We start from the raw sequence: 18,050 nt of genomic DNA, 5'->3' as shown, positions 1-18,050 counted from the left end.
ACCGTTAGGAGAACACCATGCGAAGGACCCGTAGTCAGCTCCGAGCTGCGCAGATCGCCGCGCTGCAGGCCGAGCAGGACGCCTACGACAAGAACGTGAACGACGCGATCAAGGTCGCGGCGTTCGCACGCTGTGACGCCGTCGAGCAGCTGTACGAGCTTCTCGACGTCCAGCCTGAACCACCCATCATTCGTGATGGCAAGCACGGCCGCTACGAGGTCACGTCCGATAAGGACGAGGCCAAGCGCGCTGCTCGCCTCATCGAGGCTGTCACCGTCCTGCTATCAATTGAGGAGCAGCCTACGACGCAACCAGTCGGCAGTGATCGTCAGGTTCCTGCTCAGGCAGCTGAGAGACCGCCGCAGGCGGCTTCTCCGGCCCTGGTCGCGACGACTTCAAGCACGCCGACGGCGGTCAAGCAGCCAGCCGCCTGAGCGTTGCGTCGCCCGCGGCCCCGTGCGGTCGCGGCGAGTAGAGAAACCCCATCTGCCCTCGAAGAGGCGCTGATGGGGTTTCTCCGTTTCGGAAGGTGGCGCCACGACCTGTGCGTGGAGGCGGGAGCCTTCATCCGGGTGTCGGGCCGGAGGCCTGACCAAGGAGTATCCAAGGACAGGAGCGCAGCGATATGTCTGACGGATAAACTGCTTGCCGTTATTCGTGTAGTCTGGGACCACCCTCGCGGAGCGGGGAAGCAAAGGCCCAGACTGCACAAAGAACCGAGCGAAGGGGACGACCTGATGACGAGGACCGGCAAGGCGAGCGAAGCGACGCCGCGTCGTCCGAGGAAGAGGGTCGTCAACTTTGCGAAGCGCCGCACACTGAGGTTCAGCGACGACGAGGAACGAGCCGTCGACGACGTGCGGCGAGCTTTGGCCAAGTCCTCCGGACGCGACCTCGAAGAGGTCTCCTTCTCCGAAGCTCTGCGCCTGCTCATTACTGACCGTGAGGGTGCCGCCGAGGTGGAAGCGAGGGCGCTGGCTATCGAGCGCCAGGGCCCGAACGTGACCGACTGGGGCCTGGCCGACATCTCCGATCGGCTCGGGTACGAGCTCGGTCCGATTCGCAATCACATCGCGCATATCGGCGGCAACCTCAATCAGATCGCGAAGCGGCTGAATATCGGCGACCCGGTGACCGCTGGGGAGGTCTCGGAGGCTCTCCTTACGGTGGCTGAGCTACGCGATGTTCCCGACGATATCGAGAAGCGCATCGCACGCCTCGTGGACCATGGCCTGCCGCCGCGCGGGACGGTGTAGTTATGCCTGTTGTGGTGGCGAGCTCGACGCGGTCGGCCGATGCGCTGATCAACTATGCGCTCGATGACAAGCCCGAGCAAGATGGCGAGCGGTACGTCATGGCGTCCGGCGTGGGCGGCATGCTGGTATCGGTCGCGAAGCAGCAGATGCGCGACGTCCGCAAGAAGTGGGGTAAGGACAAGCCTGGCGCGTTCGTCCAGGCGTATCACGTCATCCAGTCTTTCGCGAAGGACGAGTTGGACCCCGAAGAGCCAGACGACTGGCTGACGGCTCAGAAGCTCGGGACAGCACTCGCAGAAGAGAGGTTCCCCGGCCGACAGGTGCTCGTTGTAACACAACGAGACGGGCGAACAGGCTGTGTGCACAACCACCTCGTCGCGAACTCCATCGAGACCAAAACCGGCCGCAGTCTCAACAGTTCAGTCGTCACGCACGCACGCCTTGTCGAGGCACATGAGCGTGTTCTTGAACAGCGCGGCTTCGAGCAGCGAGCGGACCTCAAGCAGGCCTTCAGCGACGCGAACGAGCGCTTCGAGCGGGGCGAGCCGAGCGGTCTTCGCCGCGCCGGGTCGACCGCGGACAGTGAGCTTCGCGAATGGCAGCGGCACATCATCTGGGAAACAGAATGCGACCTCGCGGATGAGTTCGGTGCGCCCCGCAACAAGCAACCTTTTAGTCTCACCGTGCTGAGGGCGAGCATCGAGAACACGCTCGCCGATCCAGCCGTTGTCGACTGGGACAGCTTCGTCGAAGTCGGTAGAACCCGAGGCGTTCAGATCGAACAGCGCGGCAAGAAGGGCCGTGGCATTTCGTACGGCATGCTTCGCGAGAATCCGGACCGAACCCCAGCCGATCCAACGCCGAGTGATCGACGCCGCTGCACCACACTCGGCACGGCCTTCGAGAGGGACGCTGTTGAGACCGCTTTCGCTCGCAACAGCGCGGTGACATTGTCCGTGCCACAACACACGACTGTTGAACGCCGACTGTCGCCCAAGAAACGCATGATGATCGCTCTGGACGAGGCGACACAGGAGGCAAATCGCGCCGCGCAACGCCTGGTGGCTACAGCCCTGTCAAACGCCGACGCGATGACAAGCGAACACGAGAATTCCGGTGCGCACGCTCCCACCGAGCTACCCGCAGTCCCGGGCACAATGGGACTGTCGGAACTCCGAGAAACTCAGCCACGGATCGCGGACCCAGAGGAACCAGAAACGGAGGTCACGGTTCCCGACTACCGTCCGCACGACGTCGAGCAACCGCGATCGGCGCGGCCGCAGGCTAACACCGGTGAGAATCAGGAGACCTCCCCCAAGCCTCGCCCGCTGCGACTGCGGTTCCCCGCACTCTTCGAAGAGGCGGAGCTTTCCGCGCCCGATCACCAAGAACGGAGCATCGGCGACTAGCACTGTGCAGTGGGTGGCCGGTGACCGCCTCGTGTCCATATAGTGGTCCGACGGTGCCCACACTACATAGTCGCTAGTGGCAGTCCGAAAAGCGGGCTTCAGCTGGTCCTTTACAGGCCGGTTCGTGGTCACTAACGGGACACCGGCATTTCGCTGGGCAGCAGGGGTGGCCAGAACATGACCACAATATGGTCGCTCGGCGCCCACTGATCTCGGCCGTTTCGCATTCTCCACGTTGAGTTGTCGACGCCATGTCCGAGTCGGCACTCACGGGCATGATGGATGGATGCAGATCCATGAGACAGCCGACAGCTTCGACCTGCCGGATGAGCGCGTGTGGGTCGTGGGCGACCTCCACGGCAATGCTGGATGGATTCAAACGCTGCTGCCCGCGATGCGTCGGCATGACCCATCGCTGCGCACCATCCTTCAACTCGGAGATTACGGTTTCGAGCATGCTCAGCCCGGGACTGGCCCGGTCGATTATTGGGCGAAGCGCACAGGCATCGAGCGCGTGCTGGTCACGCCTGGCAACCACGAAGAGTGGAACCACATCACCCCGGCGCAGGAAAGCGCCTCCGGTATGGCGATCAGGGTCAGTGACGTCGTGTGGCTCATCCCCCGGCCGTTCCGTTTTCAGATCGCGGGACGCGAGGTGCTATCGCTCGGCGGCGCGTCCAGCGTCGACAAGGCGTTTCGAACTGCGGGCAAGGACTGGTTCGAGGATGAACTCATCACGGAACCGATGGAAGCCGCCGCGATTGCCGGCGGCCCGGCCGACCTTATGCTCACGCACGAGTCTCCAGCGATCGCGGTACCGGAGGTGCAGCGGCTGCTCACGAACAATCCGCATGATTTTCCTCCCGAGGCGTTGGCCGTATCTGCTGCACAGAGAGAGCGTGTGCAACGTGTATCTGATGCTGCGCTCCCCCGCTTGCACATGCACGGCCATATGCACGTTTACGGTAAGTTTGAGCGCGAGGACGGCAGGACCGTGGTCAGTCTCGATCGGGACACGTTTGCCTGCAACGCAGGAGTGCTCGACCTCGCGGGCCTCGCGTTCAGCCCACTTCCACTCAACGAGATCCGCGGCGGAAGACGACGGTACAAGCACCGCGCTGATCAAGGCGATGGCGCCGTCGTTCGCAGCTGATGGACCGGCGGATCGTCACCCTCCGCGGGATGATGCGAGCAGCCCGGAAGCGACTGGCCTCATGCGCTCTCCACTTCGAGGCGCAGATCGCGCTGCCCCGAACCGGTTGCTGGGGGCTTAGCGAGCGCCCCAGCTCCGTAGGAGCATTCCGCTGAGCCCTGTGCTCATCCGCCCAGAACTCGTCTCCGGGCGTGGCACAAATCTGACCTCTCTGCCCTTCTAATCACGGGAATGAGACCTCAGCGGACGCCGATGGAGCTAAGTGTGTCATTGGACCGCCAGCGGCCTGGATGATGATGAACCCGGCTCGATGCTGAACTCGATGAGCCGAATCGTATTTACTTTGTTTATTTCGCGGGGCAGCTCACGTTGCGCGCACGCCGGCCCACGCAGCTACGTGGTCACGTCGCTCTGAACACATCGACGCGGGACGTCGATAGCTAGGTCACGGGCGCCTGCCCCGGCCGCGCCGACTACGACGATGTCGACCTGATCGCTGAGGTTCTGCATCAACAGTGACCCCCCGCCGCTTACGCAAGCTATACTCGCTAATGACCGTTAGGATCCGATGATGTCGAACGCAACCGCACACCCCCTCCGCAGCGATCGACGCGCATACCTCACGGCGACTCGGTCGGACGAAGGTCGCGAGATCACCATCAAGATCGTCGGTCCTGTGGAATTCACGGACCACGAGGCCGAGGAGCTCGCGCACGAGCTGAACGTGCTGGGCTCCAGCGGTCGGCGCGCTCACCTCATCAGCATCCTGCAGGGCGTGAACAAGGCGCTCCGGCTCGAGGAAGAGCCTGGGCACTCGTCGCTGACGGAGGCTGAGCTGGACGCACTGCGCGCAGCCGGCTCGCTCGTTGAGCCGGAGAACGCGCTGCCTGTCGAAGAGCGCCCCAGCGTGCTCACGGCCCTCCGCCAGCAGGACATCCTCGCTGAGGCGCTGCCGACTAAGCGCGTCGCAGAACTGCTCGACGTGACCGAAGGCCGAGTGCGCCAGCGCCACGGCGAGGGGACTCTCTTCGCGATCCCGGGCCCCGGCCGCGGCCTGCGGTTCCCGACGTTCCAGTTCACCGACCACGGTGAGCTCCCGGGCTGGGGAACGGTGAGCCGAGCGCTGCCCGAAGGGGCGAACCCCGTGGCCGTGGAGTACTTCCTCACTCACGCTCACCCCGACCTGGGAGACGGCGAGCTGACTCCTGCCCAGTGGCTCGCAGCCGGCAAGCCCGCAGAACCTGTCGCGGCGCTGGCCGAGCAGGCGTTCTCGATCCGATGAGCGCGCTTCCTGCCCCCGACGCATCGAAGTTCCCGCATCCTCTCCCCCCGAGCGCTGTCCGTACGCTGCCGGCCGGCACGATCTTCGGACGCATCTACGACGCCGGCGGCGCTCACCCTGCCCGGTGGCACGAGCTCCGCCACTTCGGGCCCACGGGGAGCCGATTCGATCACCACCCCGATCCCGTGGGTCACCATCCGAACCACGCCGTGACCTACGTCACGCCCCAGATCACGGTTCCACCGGAGACGGCAGTTCAGAGCCTCCTGCTCGTTTGCCTATCAGAGTGCTTCAGCGACCGAGGCGTCATCGAACGCGGTGGCGTCGGAGCGGGAGGGACCGGGGGCACGCAGCCTCGGTTCGTGCTGTTCGCGACCACCCGCGAGATCACACTCCTCGACCTTATCGACAGCACCTGGGTCACGGACGTCGGCGGGAACGATCAGATCAACACTGGCGATCGGTCGCTGTCCCGGCCGTGGGCCCGCGCCATCCACCAGGCATATCCCGACGTCGACGGCGTCTTCTACCGCCCCCGCACCATCGCGCAGCGTCCGCAGCTCCCCGAGGCTCGCGCCGCGGCGCTGTGGGAGCGCGCCGAAGACGCCCTGCCGGTGAGCCCGACCGCGGACATCGAACTCAGCTCGCCTGGACTCACCGTGACGCTCGAGTCGTTCGCGAAGACCCTAGGCCTCGGCTTGGCGTAGAGACCCGAAAGGAGGGTGTCATGACCGCCCGTACCTGGTCTCAAGACCTCGAATACCTTCGCACTACGCTCACGCGTGCTCAGCAGACGCGCTATCGGCGCCAGGAATTTGTCCAGCTCGAGGACGGCAACACGGAGCTCGGATGGGTTCTCTATGAACGCGAGCAGATGCTCGCAGCAGTGAACGCTCTCCACGCCGCTGCAGGCAAAGCGCCCGTCTCGAGCGACCAGCTCCAGGCTGCAGAAAGCAGTGCCTGTGGCCATGTCGACTATACGTCGAAGTTCGCCATCGGGTGCGCGGACCTGGTGGCCGCGGAATGAGTCCGTCATCCGCCACCCCGCACGCCTCCGACTCGGCCGAGCAGCGCATGGCGGAGCAGCGCATGGCGGAGCGCGCGATCGTCGCGGCCGTCGCCGAGCAGCTGGGCGTCGCGCTCACTCCCGCTCGGATCGCGATCGATGACGCCCACATGGAGATCGACGGGCGACCCCAGACCGCATGGTCCTCGTGGAGGCCTACGCCCGTATCGGCGCACTCAAGGGTGCGCAGCCCCGCAAGCTCGCCACCGACGCGTTCAAACTCGCCTGGGCCGGTCAGAAGCTCGGTGCGACCCGGCTCATCCTCGCCGTGGCTGACGAGGCGGCGGCCAGCTACCTGCATCGCCCGGGCGCGTGGCTGACGGCTTCCATCCGCGACGCCGGCATCGAGATCATCGTCGCCGAACTCGGCGACGTGATGCGCGAAGCGATTCTCGCGGCGCAGGCTCGTCAGTACCGCTGAGATTCAGCTACTGTAGCTCGCGGCGGCCGCGACGGAACTTCTTCTTCTTGAGCGGCGCCGTCGGCCGTGGATCAGCTGCCTGCGAGCGGATCGACGTACCCTCGCCGGTTCGCCGGCACCCACCCCTTTGGTGTGTGATCGCGCTCAGCATGGCGTGCGTCGAGCCCGGCCTCACGCCGTTGCCCACGTGCGCGCCCCGCGCGCGCCTGGCGCTCTTTCGCGATGCGTTCACGCTCCTGCTCACGCAGGACGTCCGCTCGCCGCTGCTCCTCAGACGTAAGCCGCGGGGCGCCATCAGAGGAACGAACCGGGTGCTTCTTTCCGTCGCCGACGCGCAGACGGATACTCGCGGCGTTCTTCGCCTTCCAGTTCGTCCCCTGCTCGAACCCGCGCGCCTCTCCCACGGCGGCCTCAGTGCGCGGCGTCGTACGCCTGCTGCACCGCGTCGGGGACGCGGCCGCGGTCGGAGACCTGGTGACCGTTCTCCTTCGCCCACGCGCGGATTGCCGAGAGGTCGCGCTTGGCGGCGCCCTGCGAGTTCCGGCGCCCACGGCCTCCGCGAGTACCGCCGGCGGACACCCGGCGGGCTGCCGCGATCCACGGCTCAAAGGCCTCTCGCAACGCTGCTGCGTTCTTCTCGGACAGATCGATCTCGTACGCGGTGCCGTTCAGGGAGAAGGTCACCGCCTCGCCGGATCCGACTTCCAGGACTTCTCCGTCGATGTCGTCGACGAGCTGATGCACGATTTTGCGGGCCATGCCGCCGAACATATCAGCCAGCATCTAAGCCGAATCGCAATGGTGGCCGATATCCCGCGAACTGCGTGCGGGATTCGAGACCACTCTTGTCGATGTCGACCTCTCGACGTACCATTACTAATGCATTACTAACACGCTTGGAGGCCTCGAATGGCTGCACGACCGATCAGTTTCGCCGTCGAAGAGACGGACGTCCCTTTGCTCCAGGAGCTCGCCGATGCGTTCGGCGGCGGCAACCGCAGCGAATTCCTGCGCGTCGCCATGAAGGAGTTCAAGAAGAAGCTCCGCGTCCAGCAGATGAACGATCTGCACGCCGAGATGCTCGAAGAGCGCGGCGGCAAGGTCTACACGACCGAGGAAACGCTCAAGCTCATCGAGGACTTGGGAACCTCATGAACAGCCAGCGGGAGCGCCCTCGGATCGCGGTCGTCTACGACATCAACGTCTACCTCGACCACATCCGTAGCGGCACCGGAATGCTGCTCCCCGACAAGCTCCCCTCCCCTTCGGCGGCATCCGACGCTCTCTCGCTCGCGTTCGATCAGCAGGTGCGTTTGTTCACCTCGCCGCACATCCTGCGGAACGTCCACCGCCTGATGATCGCCTCCGGGCAGTCTGAACGAACCACGGCCAAGTACATCGAGTTCGTCGCCGAGGCCTGCGACGACTCCGGAGGCGCGATCGTGGACCCGGTCGTCCGCGACTATGCCATCGGGAATCACGAGGACAATAACATCCTCGCCCTCGCGAAGGACCCCGCCGTCGACGCGGACGTGATCGTCTCCTCCGACCATCACCTCATCGATCTCGGTCCCGCATGGAACGGCCGGCTGATGATGCGGCCGCGACAGTTCACCTCGCACATGGTTCGGTCCAGCTTGCAGAGTGCGGCTCAGCACACCCCCGCCCCGAAGGTGCCGCGGACTCCCGCGCCACCGAAGCGCGTCTCCGATGCCTTCCCCGAGCTTCGCGGTGTGCACCTCGATCGGTATGGTCTTGCTGGCTCCTCCGCACCTCAGCGAGAAGATGGCCTGCAGCACTGAGAACAACCCGGGACACTGCCGACCTTCGAGGACAATCCGTGGGAATGCGGTCAACGAGGGCATCGTGCATGATGACCTCATGAGCGCATCGCACGACGTCATCACCCCCGCCGAGCTCGGCCGCGAACTCGGTCACAACGACGGTGATCGGCCCGGCATCACTGTGCGCCGCTATCTGCGCGAGCGCTACCCCGACCACTTGAAGAACCAGCGCTGGGAGCTGACCCCCGAGCAGGCCGACGAGGTTCGTGCGCACTTCGGCAGGACCTCGGCGTGAGCGCTGACTCCCTGCACGACCTCACCAATCCTGCCGTCGCCGCGCTCACCGGAGAGCGCTGGGCGATCATGGAGGCCGCGCAACTCGTCCCCGCCCGTCCCGGACTGTACGCCATCTACGGCGACGAGCAGGCCTGGCGGGATCTCCAGCTTGAGCCGGCTCCGGATCATCCCCTGTACGTCGGCAAGGCCGAGGAGAGCCTGGTCTCGCGCGACCTGAACGGTCACTTCGCCACGAACCCGAAGTCCAAGCCCCGCACCGGCGGGTCCACGGTCCGGCGGTCGTTCGCCGCCCTCCTGCGCGACTTCCTCGATCTGCATGCGGTCCCGCGCAACCTCGCGAAGCCGGAGCGCTTCGCGAACTACGCCCTTGCCGACGGCGGCGACGCACGCCTCAACGAGTGGATGCACGCGCGCCTCCAGCTCTCTGTCTGGCCGGCGCCAGCGGACATGCGGGTCCCGCTCGGCGACGTCGAGACCAGCGTCATCGTGCGCCTCACACCACCGATCAACTTGGACAAGAACCCCGGCAGGCTCCCCGGCTCTCGGCTGCTCGAGCCGCGATGGCCGCCGAGGCCGCCGCGTGGCGCCCCGAGGGCTGAACGCCATCGTGGAACTCGAGATCACCGCTACTCCGCGCGAGACACTCGTCTGGGCGCCGTCGACCGAGCACGCTGCACAGCTGCGACGAGAGCTGACTGACTCCGGCTACCTAGTGCTCGATGCTGATCCGTGGGAGCTGAACCAGCAGAGCATCATCCCCGAGGGCGAGCATCTCGAGTTCGACCCTGCGCGGATCTTCAACGTCGACATCGGCGCCGACGCGAACGCGTCCCTGCAGATGCTCGTCGACTCCGGTCACGTGCTCTTCTGGCACCGGTGGCATCCGCGACCAGCCCGGAAGATCTGGGGGGTCGCCGTCTCGTCGCAGCGTGGTCGCCGAGCAGGCACCAGTCCGGTCGAAAGCGCCGTGCACTTCGGACTCAAGGTCCGCGGCAGCCGCGAGCTCGGCCTCCGCATGTCGCGCGAGACCTACGCCCGGATCAACAAGCGCTCCTCCCTGCAACGCTGGTACCGCGAGGAGGACCCGTATCTCTGGGACGCGATCGACGACAGATACGAGGACCCCGACCACCGCATCTACACAGACGCATGGTGCTCGTTCCTCCAGGAGCTGGCACTGGCGAACTACGACCTCAACATGGCGCACTTCGCCTCCCTCGACACTGCCGAGTTCGATGCCGCGCTGCAGGCGGCAATCACCAGCCAACCGGGCATGACCGAGGTCACCGATCTCACGAAGTGGGATGGGGTGCCCGGCCTCTACGTCATGGTGCTCGACGAGTACCGCCAGGCGTATGTCGGCGCGACGAACGCCTCGGTCGGAGTGATGAAGCGCATCAAGCAGCACTGGACCGGTGCGAAGCCTCTGGACCGGTTGATCTGGCCCGATCCCCGAACGTCCATCCTCTCGATCGACAGCTTCAGAGCTCTCGACACCACGCGCATCTTCGCCGCCAGGACCTCGCGGTCGTTCGACGGTGAGAACCCGCTGCTGGACCTCTTCCCGCCGCAGTTCATGTTGAACCGCATCATGGGCGGCCGCGATGTAGTGAAGCTCGCCGGCCTCGTCGGCGTCGACCAGGTCATCAGAACGCGCGTCTTCGACGCCGCCGCGCCTGACCAGCAGACTGAAGCCGCGAGCAATCTCAGTCAGGCCTGAGACACCTTCAACAGGCGAGCCGCTTGCGCTTCACCCGTGCTGTCAGCTCAGCGCGTAGGTCAACAGGTAGCGGTGTTCCCGTCGATGATCTCGAGGTCGAGCGTTCCGGTGATTCCTGCCAGGTCCGCGGTTCCCGAGCCGGGCACGATCTCGTAGCGCAGCTGTTGGTCGGGTGCCGTCATCGTTCCGAACTGCTGGAACGCGAAGCCTCCGCGCAACCCGTCGAGCTCGCCGTCAACGGTTTCCACGGCGACATAGCCCGCCTTTCCGGTTGCCGGATCGCCAGCTGCGAGCATCGTCCCGGCCCCCTGCCCGGCAAGGTCACCCCGCCATGTCTTGGTGATGACCATTCGGCGGATGCCCGCCTGATCGTGCTCCGCGGGCTCGAGCGACACCTCGAACGTTCCTCTTGCCGTCCTCATGTCGCCACTGACCTCCGCGGTCCTGATCTCTTCGCCCATCAACGCGCTCAACGGTGTCCTCTTCCTGTCATGGCTTCGACGTTACGGGGCGCGAGAACCAGCGTGCTTGAAGATTCGCGACACCATGTGTCCGTCGGGACTCGCCTGGAACGAGCCACCAACTGCAACAGAACAGCCCCCATTCGCTCCGAGAGCGTGGGGGCTGTGCCGACTAGTGAGCGAAGTGCTTACTCGCGGCTGAGGCGCACGGTCATCGTGGTGCCCATCGCGGTGACCTCGTAGCTGAGCTCGTCGTTCTCGTACGTGAACGTCTTGGTCGCGTCGCTCGATGCCATGATCGAGGACTCGGTCTTGGACGTGTCGTTCGCCGAATCGAAGGTGAACGAGTCGCCCTCTGCCGGGACCTCGACGGTGCCGGCCCAGTACAGCGACTTCGTGTCACCGCCGTCGGCGACCCAGTGGACCTCGATCGTGTCACCGGTGATCGTGGCCTCCTGCCACGCGTCCTCGGAGTTGGAGTTGTTCTGCTTCCAGGAGCCCTCCAGACTCACCGGCTCCGGAGCTTCCTCCTCCTGGACCTGCTCGGTCTCGGACGAGGAGGACTCGCCGCCAGACGACGAGCTGGACGGTTCGGGAGATGCGCACCCCACGGCGCTGATGCCGAGGAGTGCCAGAAGTGCGATGGTCGCGCCGAGCTTGGGTGCTGTGATGTTCAAGGGATGCCTCTCCGAGCAGGTTGATGTCGACGCTGACCGTATCAGCGCCTACTGACACCTTCGGTTCTCAGTGCGAGACGCGAAAGGCGCTGATGACCATCGTTACCGGACGGTCATCAGCGCTCGCGTGGCGAGCTCCCCGTGCCCGTCATGGCGTCGATCGCACGGGCTCGAGCAGACCTGCCACCTCGACGAACGCGTCGGCTCGTCGCTTTACGCGTGCAGCTCTCTCCTCGAGATCCCGCACGAAGAGAGCCTGCGGCGAAGGGTGAAACGTCCGAACGACGGTGAGACCCCGCTCACGCTCGATCTCAGGGGACTGCCTAAGCAACCGGCGCCAGGCGTGATCCGCATCACCACCCTGGAGTAGCACGACCTTCAGCCTCGGCGCGAGTTCCAGCAGGTGCAGGATCGTCTGGACGCCGGCATCCAGCTCAGCCGCCTTCGGGGCGCGGTTGATGTACCAGGGGTACGCATTCCACGGCAGCAGCTCGTACGGAGATAGCGCTGCTTGCTCGAGCAGGACCGCCTGAAGCTCGGCGCTGCCGTCGTTGTTCTCGACGCAGATGAAGCCCGAACCCTTGCCGTCCTGCGTCGCGGGCCCTGGATCGCGAAGAATGCTCAGCACCCGCGCTTCGACTCCACCATGAAGGGGCGCGACGTACGGCGCCCACCCGCGGCCGACCTCACGCAGTTCGTCGACGTACTCGTTGACCGGCGCGATGTGCAGCGCATAGCGATCGTCCCACTGCTGCTGTCGAAACTCAGGGTCCGCCATACGTCGGGGCATGCGCCGACGGTATCAGCCAGCGTCCGTCCGGGTGTGCGGGATGCCGCACGTGCGACCGAGGGAGTCGCCACCCATGAGGCATCCCGCGTGAGGCCTCCCCAGCCTCGTCCCCAGAACCGGACACCCGCGGGGGCCCGCGGTGATCCGATACCTCAGGATGCCGCGTGACAGCGGCCGGCACAAGGTTCAGACGAAAGGTGGTTGTCACCGTCTTTCGTGACCGCAAGACTCGTCGTGAACTGTTCTTCGGAGACGGGAGCACCATCATGGGTCAGCGCGACGCATCAGAGACCATCCGGCAACAGCAGGCAGAGCTGCAGGCACGGCTCCCGTTCGACGATGAGCGGGATCTCGCGGCGGCCGAGCGAGGATTCATCGGCACGCTAGACGAGCCTGCGATCCGCAACGCCGCCGGCGATATCATCTGGGACGCGTCCACCTATGACTTCTTGCAGGGTGATGCTCCGGAGACGGTGAACCCGAGCCTGTGGCGCCAGAGCACGCTGGTCGCCAAGCACGGCCTGTTCGAGGTCGTGCCCGGCCTGTACCAGATCCGCGGGCTCGACCTGTCGGTGATGTCATTCGTCGAGGGCGACACCGGCGTGATCGTGATCGACCCGCTGATCTCGAAGGAGACCGCAGCCGCGGCGATGGCGCTCTACCGGCGTCACCGCGGTGACCGCAAGATCACCGCTGTCATCCACACCCACTCTCACATCGACCACTTCGGCGGCGTGCAGGGCATCGTCTCACAGGCCGACGTCGACGCGGGGGTCGAGATCATCGTCCCCGCGGGCATGGTCGAGCACGCGGTGGCAGAGAACGTCTACGCGGGCACCGCGATGGGCCGGCGCGCCGGGTACATGTACGGCGCGGCACTCGCACGCGGCCCGCAGGGGCAGTCGGCGCCGGTCTCGGACAGACGACGTCGACCGGGGAGGCGACCCTGCTCGCGCCGACGCTGGAGATCACCGAGACGGGGCAGACCCACACCGTCGACGGGCTGGAGATCGAATTCCAGATGGCGCCGGGCACCGAGGCGCCCAGCGAGATGCACTTCTACTTCCCGAAGTACCGGGCGCTGTGCATGGCGGAGAACGCCACGCACACGCTGCACAACCTGCTCACCCTGCGGGGCGCGGTCGTGCGGGATCCGCACGTGTGGTCGCAGTACCTCACCGAGGCCATCGAGCGTTACGGCGACGACGCCGAAGTCGTGTTCACCTCGCACCACTGGCCGACCTGGGGCAACGCGGAGATCCGTGAGTTCCTCGGTCTGCAGCGGGACCTGTACGGGTACCTGCACGACCAGACGCTGCGGATGCTGAACCAGGGCATGCAGGGCGCCGAGATCGCCGAGGCGATCCAGCTGCCGCCCGCGCTCGAGAACGCCTGGCACGCCCGCGGCTACTACGGCTCGGTCAGCCACAACGTAAAGGCCATCTACCAGCGGTACATGGGCTGGTTCGACGGGAACCCGGCTCGGCTCTGGCCGCACGCGCCGAAGGAGCAGGCGAAGCGCTACGTCGACGCGATCGGAGGCATCGACCGGGTCCTCGAGCTCGCCCGCGCCGCCTTCGACTCGGGAGACTTCCGCTGGGCGGCCACACTGCTCGACCACGCGGTCTTCACCGAGGAGAACAATGCGGAAGCGAAGGCGCTCTACGCCGACACCCTCGAGCAGCTCGGCTACGGCGCTGAGAACGGCACCTGGCGCAACTTCTTCCTCTCCGGGGCGACCGAACTGCGCGAGGGAAACTTCGGTACCCCGACCGTGACCAACGCCCCAGCCATCCGAGCGCAGCTCACCCCGGAACAGCTGTTCGATGCCGTCGCGATCACCGTCGACGGCCCGCGCGCCTGGGACCTCGACCTCGGATTCGACATCACACTCAGTGATCTCGACCGCTCGTTCCACGTCACGCTCCGCAACGGCGTGCTCGTCTACGTCGAGCGCGAACCCGCCACAGATGCCGCACTGCATCTCACCCTCACCAAGGAGCGGCTCATCCGCCTCGCCGGCGGAGACCTCGACGCCGAGGGCCTGGACGTGCGCGGCGACCTCGGCGTCCTGAAGCAGTTGCTCGGCGTACTGACCCCCGGAGACCCGGCATTCGAGATCGTGCTGCCCTAAAAGACGGCGCGCATGGACGCCACCGAGAAAGTCACTCATCCCGGCCGGTGGTTGGAGGTGGCCACGGTGGTGCTGCTGTCCATAACCGCGGTCATCACCGCATGGTGCGGATTCGAGGCGTCGAAATGGGGCGGTGAGATGTCTATCGCCTTCAGCCAAGCGTCCAGCGCACGTGTCCAGGCCGCCTCCGCCGAAAGCAGGGCCCAAGCGGCGCGCCAATACGATCTGACCATCTACACCGAATGGGTGCTCGCCACCGCAGACGACGACCAGGAACTCGTCACCTTCATCGAGGAACGCTTCACGGACGAGTTCCGGATCGCGTTCGACGCCTGGACGGCGGAGGGGCGCGTATCCCAGGGGCCCCTCGCCAGGGAGGAGTACATTCCGCCGGGGACCGAGGAAGCGGAAGACCTGCACGCGCGCGCGGACGCCAAGTTCGACGAAGCACTCGTGAACAACCAGCGCGGAGACAACTACGCTCTGCTCACCGTGCTCTTCGCGCTCGTGCTGTTCTTCGCGGCGCTGTCCCAGAACCAGCGCGCCGAATGGCGCCGGCGCACCTTCTTCATTCTGGGCCTGACTCTCGCTGTCATCGGTGTGGTCATCTTGGCGACGTTCCCCGTGAAAGTGTGACTGGCGTCGAAGCCCTGACCTCTCGGCCATAGCCCAGCGAATAGTCTGGTGAAGCCGGTAACCGAAAACCGGCCCGGCACGAGCTATCGCACGAAGAGGGAACTGCACAGTGACGTCACCGACCACGAACCGACGCTCGGGAGTGCGCTGGTCCTTCCTCGCCGGGCTGGCCATCGCAGCGGTCGTCGTCGCCGTCGACCAATGGACCAAGATCTGGGCCGCCTCTGCGCTCTCGGGCGGAGAATCGAAGGACGTCCTGCCACCGGTTCTCGAGTTCCAACTCACCGTCAACCGTGGCGCCGCGTTCTCCCTCGGCACCGACTTCACCTGGCTGCTCGGACTCCTCGCCGCTGCCGCCGCGGTCGCCATCACGGTCTACCTGTGGCGGGTGGGATCGCTCTGGTGGGCAATCGGGCTGGGCCTGGTCCTCGGCGGTGCGATCAGTCATGCCGCTGACCGCCTGGCACGCGGTGGCGTCATCGACTTCATCGGCTACTTCGATCTGTTCATCGGCAACGTCGCCGACATCGCGATCGTCGTCGGCGGCATCTACCTTGTCGCGCTCGTCCTCCTGCGTGTGCCGACCCGCCGCATCAAACCGACCCCGGCGCCCTCGCCGGCGTCGTAGCTATCGCCAGGGCATGTGCTGCAGGCACCAGGTGTTGCCGTCGGGGTCGGCGAAGAAGGCGTAGAACACTCCGCCGAGGTCCTCGACCTCGCTGATCTCGACGCCGCGCTCGACCAGTTCGGCACGAGATGCCTCGATGTCGGCGACCACCAGGTGCAGCCCTCGCAGGGTCCCCGGAGGCATGTCGAGCGTGGGCAGGCCCTCGGCCAGGGTGATCGAGCATGCCGAACCCGGTGGCGTGAGCTGGACGATGCGGACGCCGGGCTCTGGGTTGATGTCGACGTCGAGCCGAAAGCCGAGCTGGTCTCGGTAGAAGGTCTTTGCTCGTTCGATGTCGGTGACCGGAACCGGCACGAGCTCCAGCAACAAGGCTCCCGGCGGCACGGGTGGGTTGGTCAGATCGTTGACGGTGTCGCTTGGGGGAGTGGATGCGTCGGTCATGGATACCGCCCTTCTTGAGCTGGATGCCCCGCAATCGAGGGGCCGATGATCTGCGGTCCGAGTCTGCCCTCGGCCTCGATCTCCGCCAGTCTCGCTGACGGCTACCGAATCGTCGACCCTCGGGCAAGGGCTTCGAACAAGCCCATCTCTTGCCACCTGAACGTGCGCTCTCGATCGGCGATCTCGATTGCCCGCCGGAGCTCGCTGAGTACGCCGGGGATGATTCGATATTCGTGCCGATAACGCAGAACGCCGATGACTACGGCGTGGAGCTCGACACGGTGACCTGACACCACGCGTGGCGATGAGCCAACTGCTACACGATCAGTGGCTCCGTTCCGGCGTGCGCTAGCGGCGACCGTCCAGGCTCAACGCCAGACCCTCGCCGCAACACGAGACCGAGATCCCTCCCCTGAAGCAGTTCCCGGCGAAGCTCGCTCGGAACCGCGTCATGGGTGGACGCGACGTTGCCCGCTTCGCCGGCCTCGTCGAGATCGACAAGGTCATGAGACGTTGGGATGTCCCTGTCTCTTGACGCCGCGATTCGGCCAGTCATTCACGCCGTTCATCGGAGGCCGGCGGCGATCGCCAGACCAGTGCTACCCCGATGATCGTGGTGATGATGGCGACGTCGTAGCTCGCCACCGTGTACGTCCACCAAGTGCCATTGTGGCTTCCGTATTGTGTATCGGTGCTCAGATGGATCAGGACGAGCGCGGGTCCGGCTGCCAGGAGCACAATCCCTAACCGCACAAGTCGGCGGTGCAGTCGGTACGCACGCGACGGGCGAGGTGGCGGCCTGCTCGGTGCGGAACGATGGCTGAGCGCGGACAGGCGGAGCGGATCGAATCGTGCGTCCGGCGACATCAGAGGATCGCTCCAATCGCGAGGTAGGTGGCGAAGGCGAGGAGGACGACGGCGATCGTTGCCGCGGTGATGAAGAAGACGAAGTTCCGGAACGGATTCTTGTGTTCGTTCATGGTGGATTCGTGAGTGGGCTGCGGTTACCGGGCCGGGCTGAGGACGGTGAAGCCGTCGACAGTGACACCAACGATGCCTCGGTCATCGACGAGGATGATGCGGTCATCGATGGTGCTGAGGGCTTGAACGGCTCCGTCGAGTGGCCCCAGCTGCTGCCACGTCCCGTTCTGATCTTGGGCCCAGAGGACCCCGTCGGTGCCGGCGCCGACGAGTGTGCCGTCTGTGCGTGCTACGAGGGCGTAGAGCAGGGGTGATTCGGGGACGGGGGTGAAGGTGTCGCCACCGTCGGTGCTGACGAGCAGTCCTTCTTCGGTGGCGGCATAGAGCCCGGACTCTGTGGCGGCGAGGTCGGCTGCCGCTAGAGGGGCATGGGTGGTCCAGTTCGTTCCGTTGTCGGTGCTGGAGAGCAGGTCGATTTGGCTGGAAGCGATGCCGTACAGGGTTCCGTCGGGGCTGGCGGTGAGGACGTGGAAGTCGGTTGTTCCGTTCAGGGCGATGGGCGACCAGTTGAGGCCATAGTCATCGCTACGGATGATGCCGAGGTTCGGGGATCCCAGCTCGGCCGGGGTTTGCTCTCCGGGGTGTCCGGAGGCGAACAGGGTGTCGCCGGTGACAGTGAATCCCATGGCATCGAAGTCATGGCCGCCGACGGGTCCGGAGACGTTCCCGTCCGGTGTGACGGTGAAGATGCCGTTGTGCGTGGCGACGAGCAGATCGTCACCGCGGGGGTCTTCGGCGATGCCGTGGATGTGGTCGATGCGGGGTGTCGCATCGGGCTCGTCGGACTGCGCGGCAGTACAGCCCGTAATGACGAGCGTCAGCACGGGGATGGTTGCGGCGGCGAGAAGAAATGATCGTTTCATGATGGTTTCCGGGTAGCGGCCAGGAGGGTGGCCAGGCTTGTGACGCGGGCA

The 18,050-nt window shown here is 65.5% G+C and carries 23 protein-coding genes and 1 pseudogene; 17 read left to right on the top strand and 7 right to left on the bottom strand.

What is annotated here, in order from left to right; genetic code table 11:
• Nucleotides 1-17: 17 nt before the first annotated feature.
• The 7 genes from K1X59_RS03755 to K1X59_RS03725 all read left to right on the top strand — a co-directional run bounded on the left by K1X59_RS03755 (nt 18) and on the right by K1X59_RS03725 (nt 6,127).
• The gene (locus K1X59_RS03755) at nt 18-434 is read left to right on the top strand and encodes a hypothetical protein (RefSeq protein ID WP_029266140.1); all 417 of its coding nucleotides are present in this window, start codon (nt 18-20) and stop codon (nt 432-434) included.
• Nucleotides 435-737: 303 nt separating this feature from the next.
• Nucleotides 738-1,256 (top strand): plasmid mobilization relaxosome protein MobC, encoded by a 519-nt coding sequence (gene mobC, locus K1X59_RS03750; RefSeq protein WP_029266142.1) that lies wholly within the window; start codon nt 738-740, stop codon nt 1,254-1,256.
• A gap of 2 nt (nt 1,257-1,258) precedes the next feature.
• Complete coding sequence (locus tag K1X59_RS03745) at nt 1,259-2,665, top strand: relaxase/mobilization nuclease domain-containing protein (protein ID WP_029266145.1); 1,407 nt, start codon at nt 1,259-1,261, stop codon at nt 2,663-2,665.
• Between the two features lie 286 nt (nt 2,666-2,951).
• Entirely contained in the window at nt 2,952-3,818 is an 867-nt protein-coding gene (locus K1X59_RS03740) for a metallophosphoesterase (protein ID WP_051667912.1), read from the top strand.
• Between the two features lie 571 nt (nt 3,819-4,389).
• The gene (locus tag K1X59_RS03735; protein WP_102207978.1) at nt 4,390-5,100 is read left to right on the top strand and encodes a hypothetical protein; all 711 of its coding nucleotides are present in this window, start codon (nt 4,390-4,392) and stop codon (nt 5,098-5,100) included.
• A gap of 362 nt (nt 5,101-5,462) precedes the next feature.
• On the top strand, nt 5,463-5,807 hold the full coding sequence (locus K1X59_RS03730) for a hypothetical protein (RefSeq protein ID WP_143049226.1): 345 nt from the start codon (nt 5,463-5,465) through the stop codon (nt 5,805-5,807).
• A 20-nt stretch (nt 5,808-5,827) separates the two neighbouring features.
• Nucleotides 5,828-6,127, top strand: coding sequence for a hypothetical protein (locus K1X59_RS03725; RefSeq protein ID WP_029266153.1), 300 nt, complete (start codon nt 5,828-5,830; stop codon nt 6,125-6,127).
• Nucleotides 6,128-6,132: 5 nt separating this feature from the next.
• Here the strand turns inward: K1X59_RS03725 and K1X59_RS03720 are convergent, their stop codons facing one another.
• A complete protein-coding gene (locus K1X59_RS03720; RefSeq protein WP_156040315.1) occupies nt 6,133-6,276 on the bottom strand; it encodes a hypothetical protein in 144 nt (47 codons plus the stop codon).
• 29 nt (nt 6,277-6,305) lie between these two features.
• Here K1X59_RS03720 and K1X59_RS03715 point away from each other — a divergent pair, with 29 nt between their 5' ends.
• On the top strand, nt 6,306-6,587 hold the full coding sequence (locus tag K1X59_RS03715; RefSeq protein ID WP_029266155.1) for a hypothetical protein: 282 nt from the start codon (nt 6,306-6,308) through the stop codon (nt 6,585-6,587).
• Between the two features lie 411 nt (nt 6,588-6,998).
• Here K1X59_RS03715 and K1X59_RS03710 read toward each other — a convergent pair whose 3' ends face one another.
• Entirely contained in the window at nt 6,999-7,346 is a 348-nt protein-coding gene (locus tag K1X59_RS03710; RefSeq protein WP_029266159.1) for an Lsr2 family protein, read from the bottom strand.
• A 150-nt stretch (nt 7,347-7,496) separates the two neighbouring features.
• Here K1X59_RS03710 and K1X59_RS03705 point away from each other — a divergent pair, with 150 nt between their 5' ends.
• The 5 genes from K1X59_RS03705 to K1X59_RS03685 all read left to right on the top strand — a co-directional run bounded on the left by K1X59_RS03705 (nt 7,497) and on the right by K1X59_RS03685 (nt 10,388).
• Nucleotides 7,497-7,742: a hypothetical protein gene (locus tag K1X59_RS03705; RefSeq protein WP_029266161.1), complete on the top strand. Its 246-nt coding sequence runs from the start codon at nt 7,497-7,499 to the stop codon at nt 7,740-7,742.
• Nucleotides 7,739-8,389 (top strand): hypothetical protein, encoded by a 651-nt coding sequence (locus K1X59_RS03700; RefSeq protein ID WP_029266162.1) that lies wholly within the window; start codon nt 7,739-7,741, stop codon nt 8,387-8,389. The genes K1X59_RS03705 and K1X59_RS03700 overlap by 4 nt, the downstream gene beginning before the upstream one ends.
• Nucleotides 8,390-8,468: 79 nt before the next feature.
• The gene (locus K1X59_RS03695) at nt 8,469-8,666 is read left to right on the top strand and encodes a hypothetical protein (RefSeq protein WP_071327683.1); all 198 of its coding nucleotides are present in this window, start codon (nt 8,469-8,471) and stop codon (nt 8,664-8,666) included.
• Nucleotides 8,663-9,367, top strand: a complete 705-nt coding sequence (locus K1X59_RS03690) for a GIY-YIG nuclease family protein (RefSeq protein WP_183151869.1) — start codon at nt 8,663-8,665, stop codon at nt 9,365-9,367. The genes K1X59_RS03695 and K1X59_RS03690 overlap by 4 nt, the downstream gene beginning before the upstream one ends.
• On the top strand, nt 9,276-10,388 hold the full coding sequence (locus tag K1X59_RS03685) for a hypothetical protein (protein WP_183151868.1): 1,113 nt from the start codon (nt 9,276-9,278) through the stop codon (nt 10,386-10,388). Before K1X59_RS03690 ends, K1X59_RS03685 begins: the two co-directional genes overlap by 92 nt.
• A 59-nt stretch (nt 10,389-10,447) precedes the next feature.
• Here the strand turns inward: K1X59_RS03685 and K1X59_RS03680 are convergent, their stop codons facing one another.
• The 3 genes from K1X59_RS03680 to K1X59_RS03670 form a co-directional block, all read right to left on the bottom strand.
• A complete protein-coding gene (locus K1X59_RS03680; RefSeq protein WP_197971866.1) occupies nt 10,448-10,849 on the bottom strand; it encodes a DUF3224 domain-containing protein in 402 nt (133 codons plus the stop codon).
• 188 nt (nt 10,850-11,037) lie between these two features.
• Nucleotides 11,038-11,526, bottom strand: a complete 489-nt coding sequence (locus K1X59_RS03675; RefSeq protein WP_029266170.1) for a hypothetical protein — start codon at nt 11,524-11,526, stop codon at nt 11,038-11,040.
• A 148-nt stretch (nt 11,527-11,674) separates the two neighbouring features.
• On the bottom strand, nt 11,675-12,316 hold the full coding sequence (locus K1X59_RS03670) for a uracil-DNA glycosylase (RefSeq protein WP_029266173.1): 642 nt from the start codon (nt 12,314-12,316) through the stop codon (nt 11,675-11,677).
• A gap of 266 nt (nt 12,317-12,582) precedes the next feature.
• On the opposite strand from K1X59_RS03670, the pseudogene K1X59_RS22290 reads away from it, so the two are divergent.
• From K1X59_RS22290 to lspA, 4 genes and pseudogenes are all read left to right on the top strand, one after another.
• A pseudogene (locus tag K1X59_RS22290) lies at nt 12,583-13,089 on the top strand (MBL fold metallo-hydrolase); the annotation flags it as partial.
• 248 nt (nt 13,090-13,337) lie between these two features.
• The gene (locus K1X59_RS20725) at nt 13,338-14,450 is read left to right on the top strand and encodes an alkyl/aryl-sulfatase (protein ID WP_396652566.1); all 1,113 of its coding nucleotides are present in this window, start codon (nt 13,338-13,340) and stop codon (nt 14,448-14,450) included.
• Between the two features lie 12 nt (nt 14,451-14,462).
• Entirely contained in the window at nt 14,463-15,086 is a 624-nt protein-coding gene (locus K1X59_RS03660; RefSeq protein ID WP_051667916.1) for a hypothetical protein, read from the top strand.
• 109 nt (nt 15,087-15,195) lie between these two features.
• Nucleotides 15,196-15,714: a signal peptidase II gene (lspA, locus tag K1X59_RS03655; protein ID WP_081859717.1), complete on the top strand. Its 519-nt coding sequence runs from the start codon at nt 15,196-15,198 to the stop codon at nt 15,712-15,714.
• On the opposite strand, the gene K1X59_RS03650 is transcribed toward lspA, so the two are convergent.
• Together K1X59_RS03650 and K1X59_RS03645 are read right to left on the bottom strand one after the other, a co-directional pair.
• The gene (locus K1X59_RS03650; RefSeq protein ID WP_036331298.1) at nt 15,715-16,155 is read right to left on the bottom strand and encodes a VOC family protein; all 441 of its coding nucleotides are present in this window, start codon (nt 16,153-16,155) and stop codon (nt 15,715-15,717) included. It abuts the gene before it with no gap.
• A 1,004-nt stretch (nt 16,156-17,159) separates the two neighbouring features.
• A complete protein-coding gene (locus K1X59_RS03645; protein ID WP_029266184.1) occupies nt 17,160-17,999 on the bottom strand; it encodes a F510_1955 family glycosylhydrolase in 840 nt (279 codons plus the stop codon).
• Nucleotides 18,000-18,050 lie beyond the last annotated feature (51 nt).

Origin of the sequence: Microbacterium sp. Se5.02b, from assembly GCF_019464375.1 — a bacterium.
Lineage (GTDB): Bacteria > Actinomycetota > Actinomycetes > Actinomycetales > Microbacteriaceae > Microbacterium.
The sequence above is the reverse complement of the archived record's forward strand: the minus strand, read 5'-3'. Positions and strand labels throughout refer to the sequence as shown.

Coding starts and splice junctions, on each gene's coding strand:
- K1X59_RS03755 (WP_029266140.1), top strand. CDS start 18: ATGCGAAGGACCCGTAGTCAGCTCCGAGCTGCGCAGATCGCCGCGCTG.
- mobC (WP_029266142.1), top strand. CDS start 738: ATGACGAGGACCGGCAAGGCGAGCGAAGCGACGCCGCGTCGTCCGAGG.
- K1X59_RS03745 (WP_029266145.1), top strand. CDS start 1,259: ATGCCTGTTGTGGTGGCGAGCTCGACGCGGTCGGCCGATGCGCTGATC.
- K1X59_RS03740 (WP_051667912.1), top strand. CDS start 2,952: ATGCAGATCCATGAGACAGCCGACAGCTTCGACCTGCCGGATGAGCGC.
- K1X59_RS03735 (WP_102207978.1), top strand. CDS start 4,390: ATGTCGAACGCAACCGCACACCCCCTCCGCAGCGATCGACGCGCATAC.
- K1X59_RS03725 (WP_029266153.1), top strand. CDS start 5,828: ATGACCGCCCGTACCTGGTCTCAAGACCTCGAATACCTTCGCACTACG.
- K1X59_RS03715 (WP_029266155.1), top strand. CDS start 6,306: ATGGTCCTCGTGGAGGCCTACGCCCGTATCGGCGCACTCAAGGGTGCG.
- K1X59_RS03710 (WP_029266159.1), bottom strand. CDS start 7,346: ATGGCCCGCAAAATCGTGCATCAGCTCGTCGACGACATCGACGGAGAA.
- K1X59_RS03705 (WP_029266161.1), top strand. CDS start 7,497: ATGGCTGCACGACCGATCAGTTTCGCCGTCGAAGAGACGGACGTCCCT.
- K1X59_RS03700 (WP_029266162.1), top strand. CDS start 7,739: ATGAACAGCCAGCGGGAGCGCCCTCGGATCGCGGTCGTCTACGACATC.
- K1X59_RS03695 (WP_071327683.1), top strand. CDS start 8,469: ATGAGCGCATCGCACGACGTCATCACCCCCGCCGAGCTCGGCCGCGAA.
- K1X59_RS03680 (WP_197971866.1), bottom strand. CDS start 10,849: ATGGGCGAAGAGATCAGGACCGCGGAGGTCAGTGGCGACATGAGGACG.
- K1X59_RS03670 (WP_029266173.1), bottom strand. CDS start 12,316: ATGCCCCGACGTATGGCGGACCCTGAGTTTCGACAGCAGCAGTGGGAC.
- K1X59_RS20725 (WP_396652566.1), top strand. CDS start 13,338: ATGGCGCCGGGCACCGAGGCGCCCAGCGAGATGCACTTCTACTTCCCG.
- K1X59_RS03660 (WP_051667916.1), top strand. CDS start 14,463: ATGGACGCCACCGAGAAAGTCACTCATCCCGGCCGGTGGTTGGAGGTG.
- K1X59_RS03650 (WP_036331298.1), bottom strand. CDS start 16,155: ATGACCGACGCATCCACTCCCCCAAGCGACACCGTCAACGATCTGACC.
- K1X59_RS03645 (WP_029266184.1), bottom strand. CDS start 17,999: ATGAAACGATCATTTCTTCTCGCCGCCGCAACCATCCCCGTGCTGACG.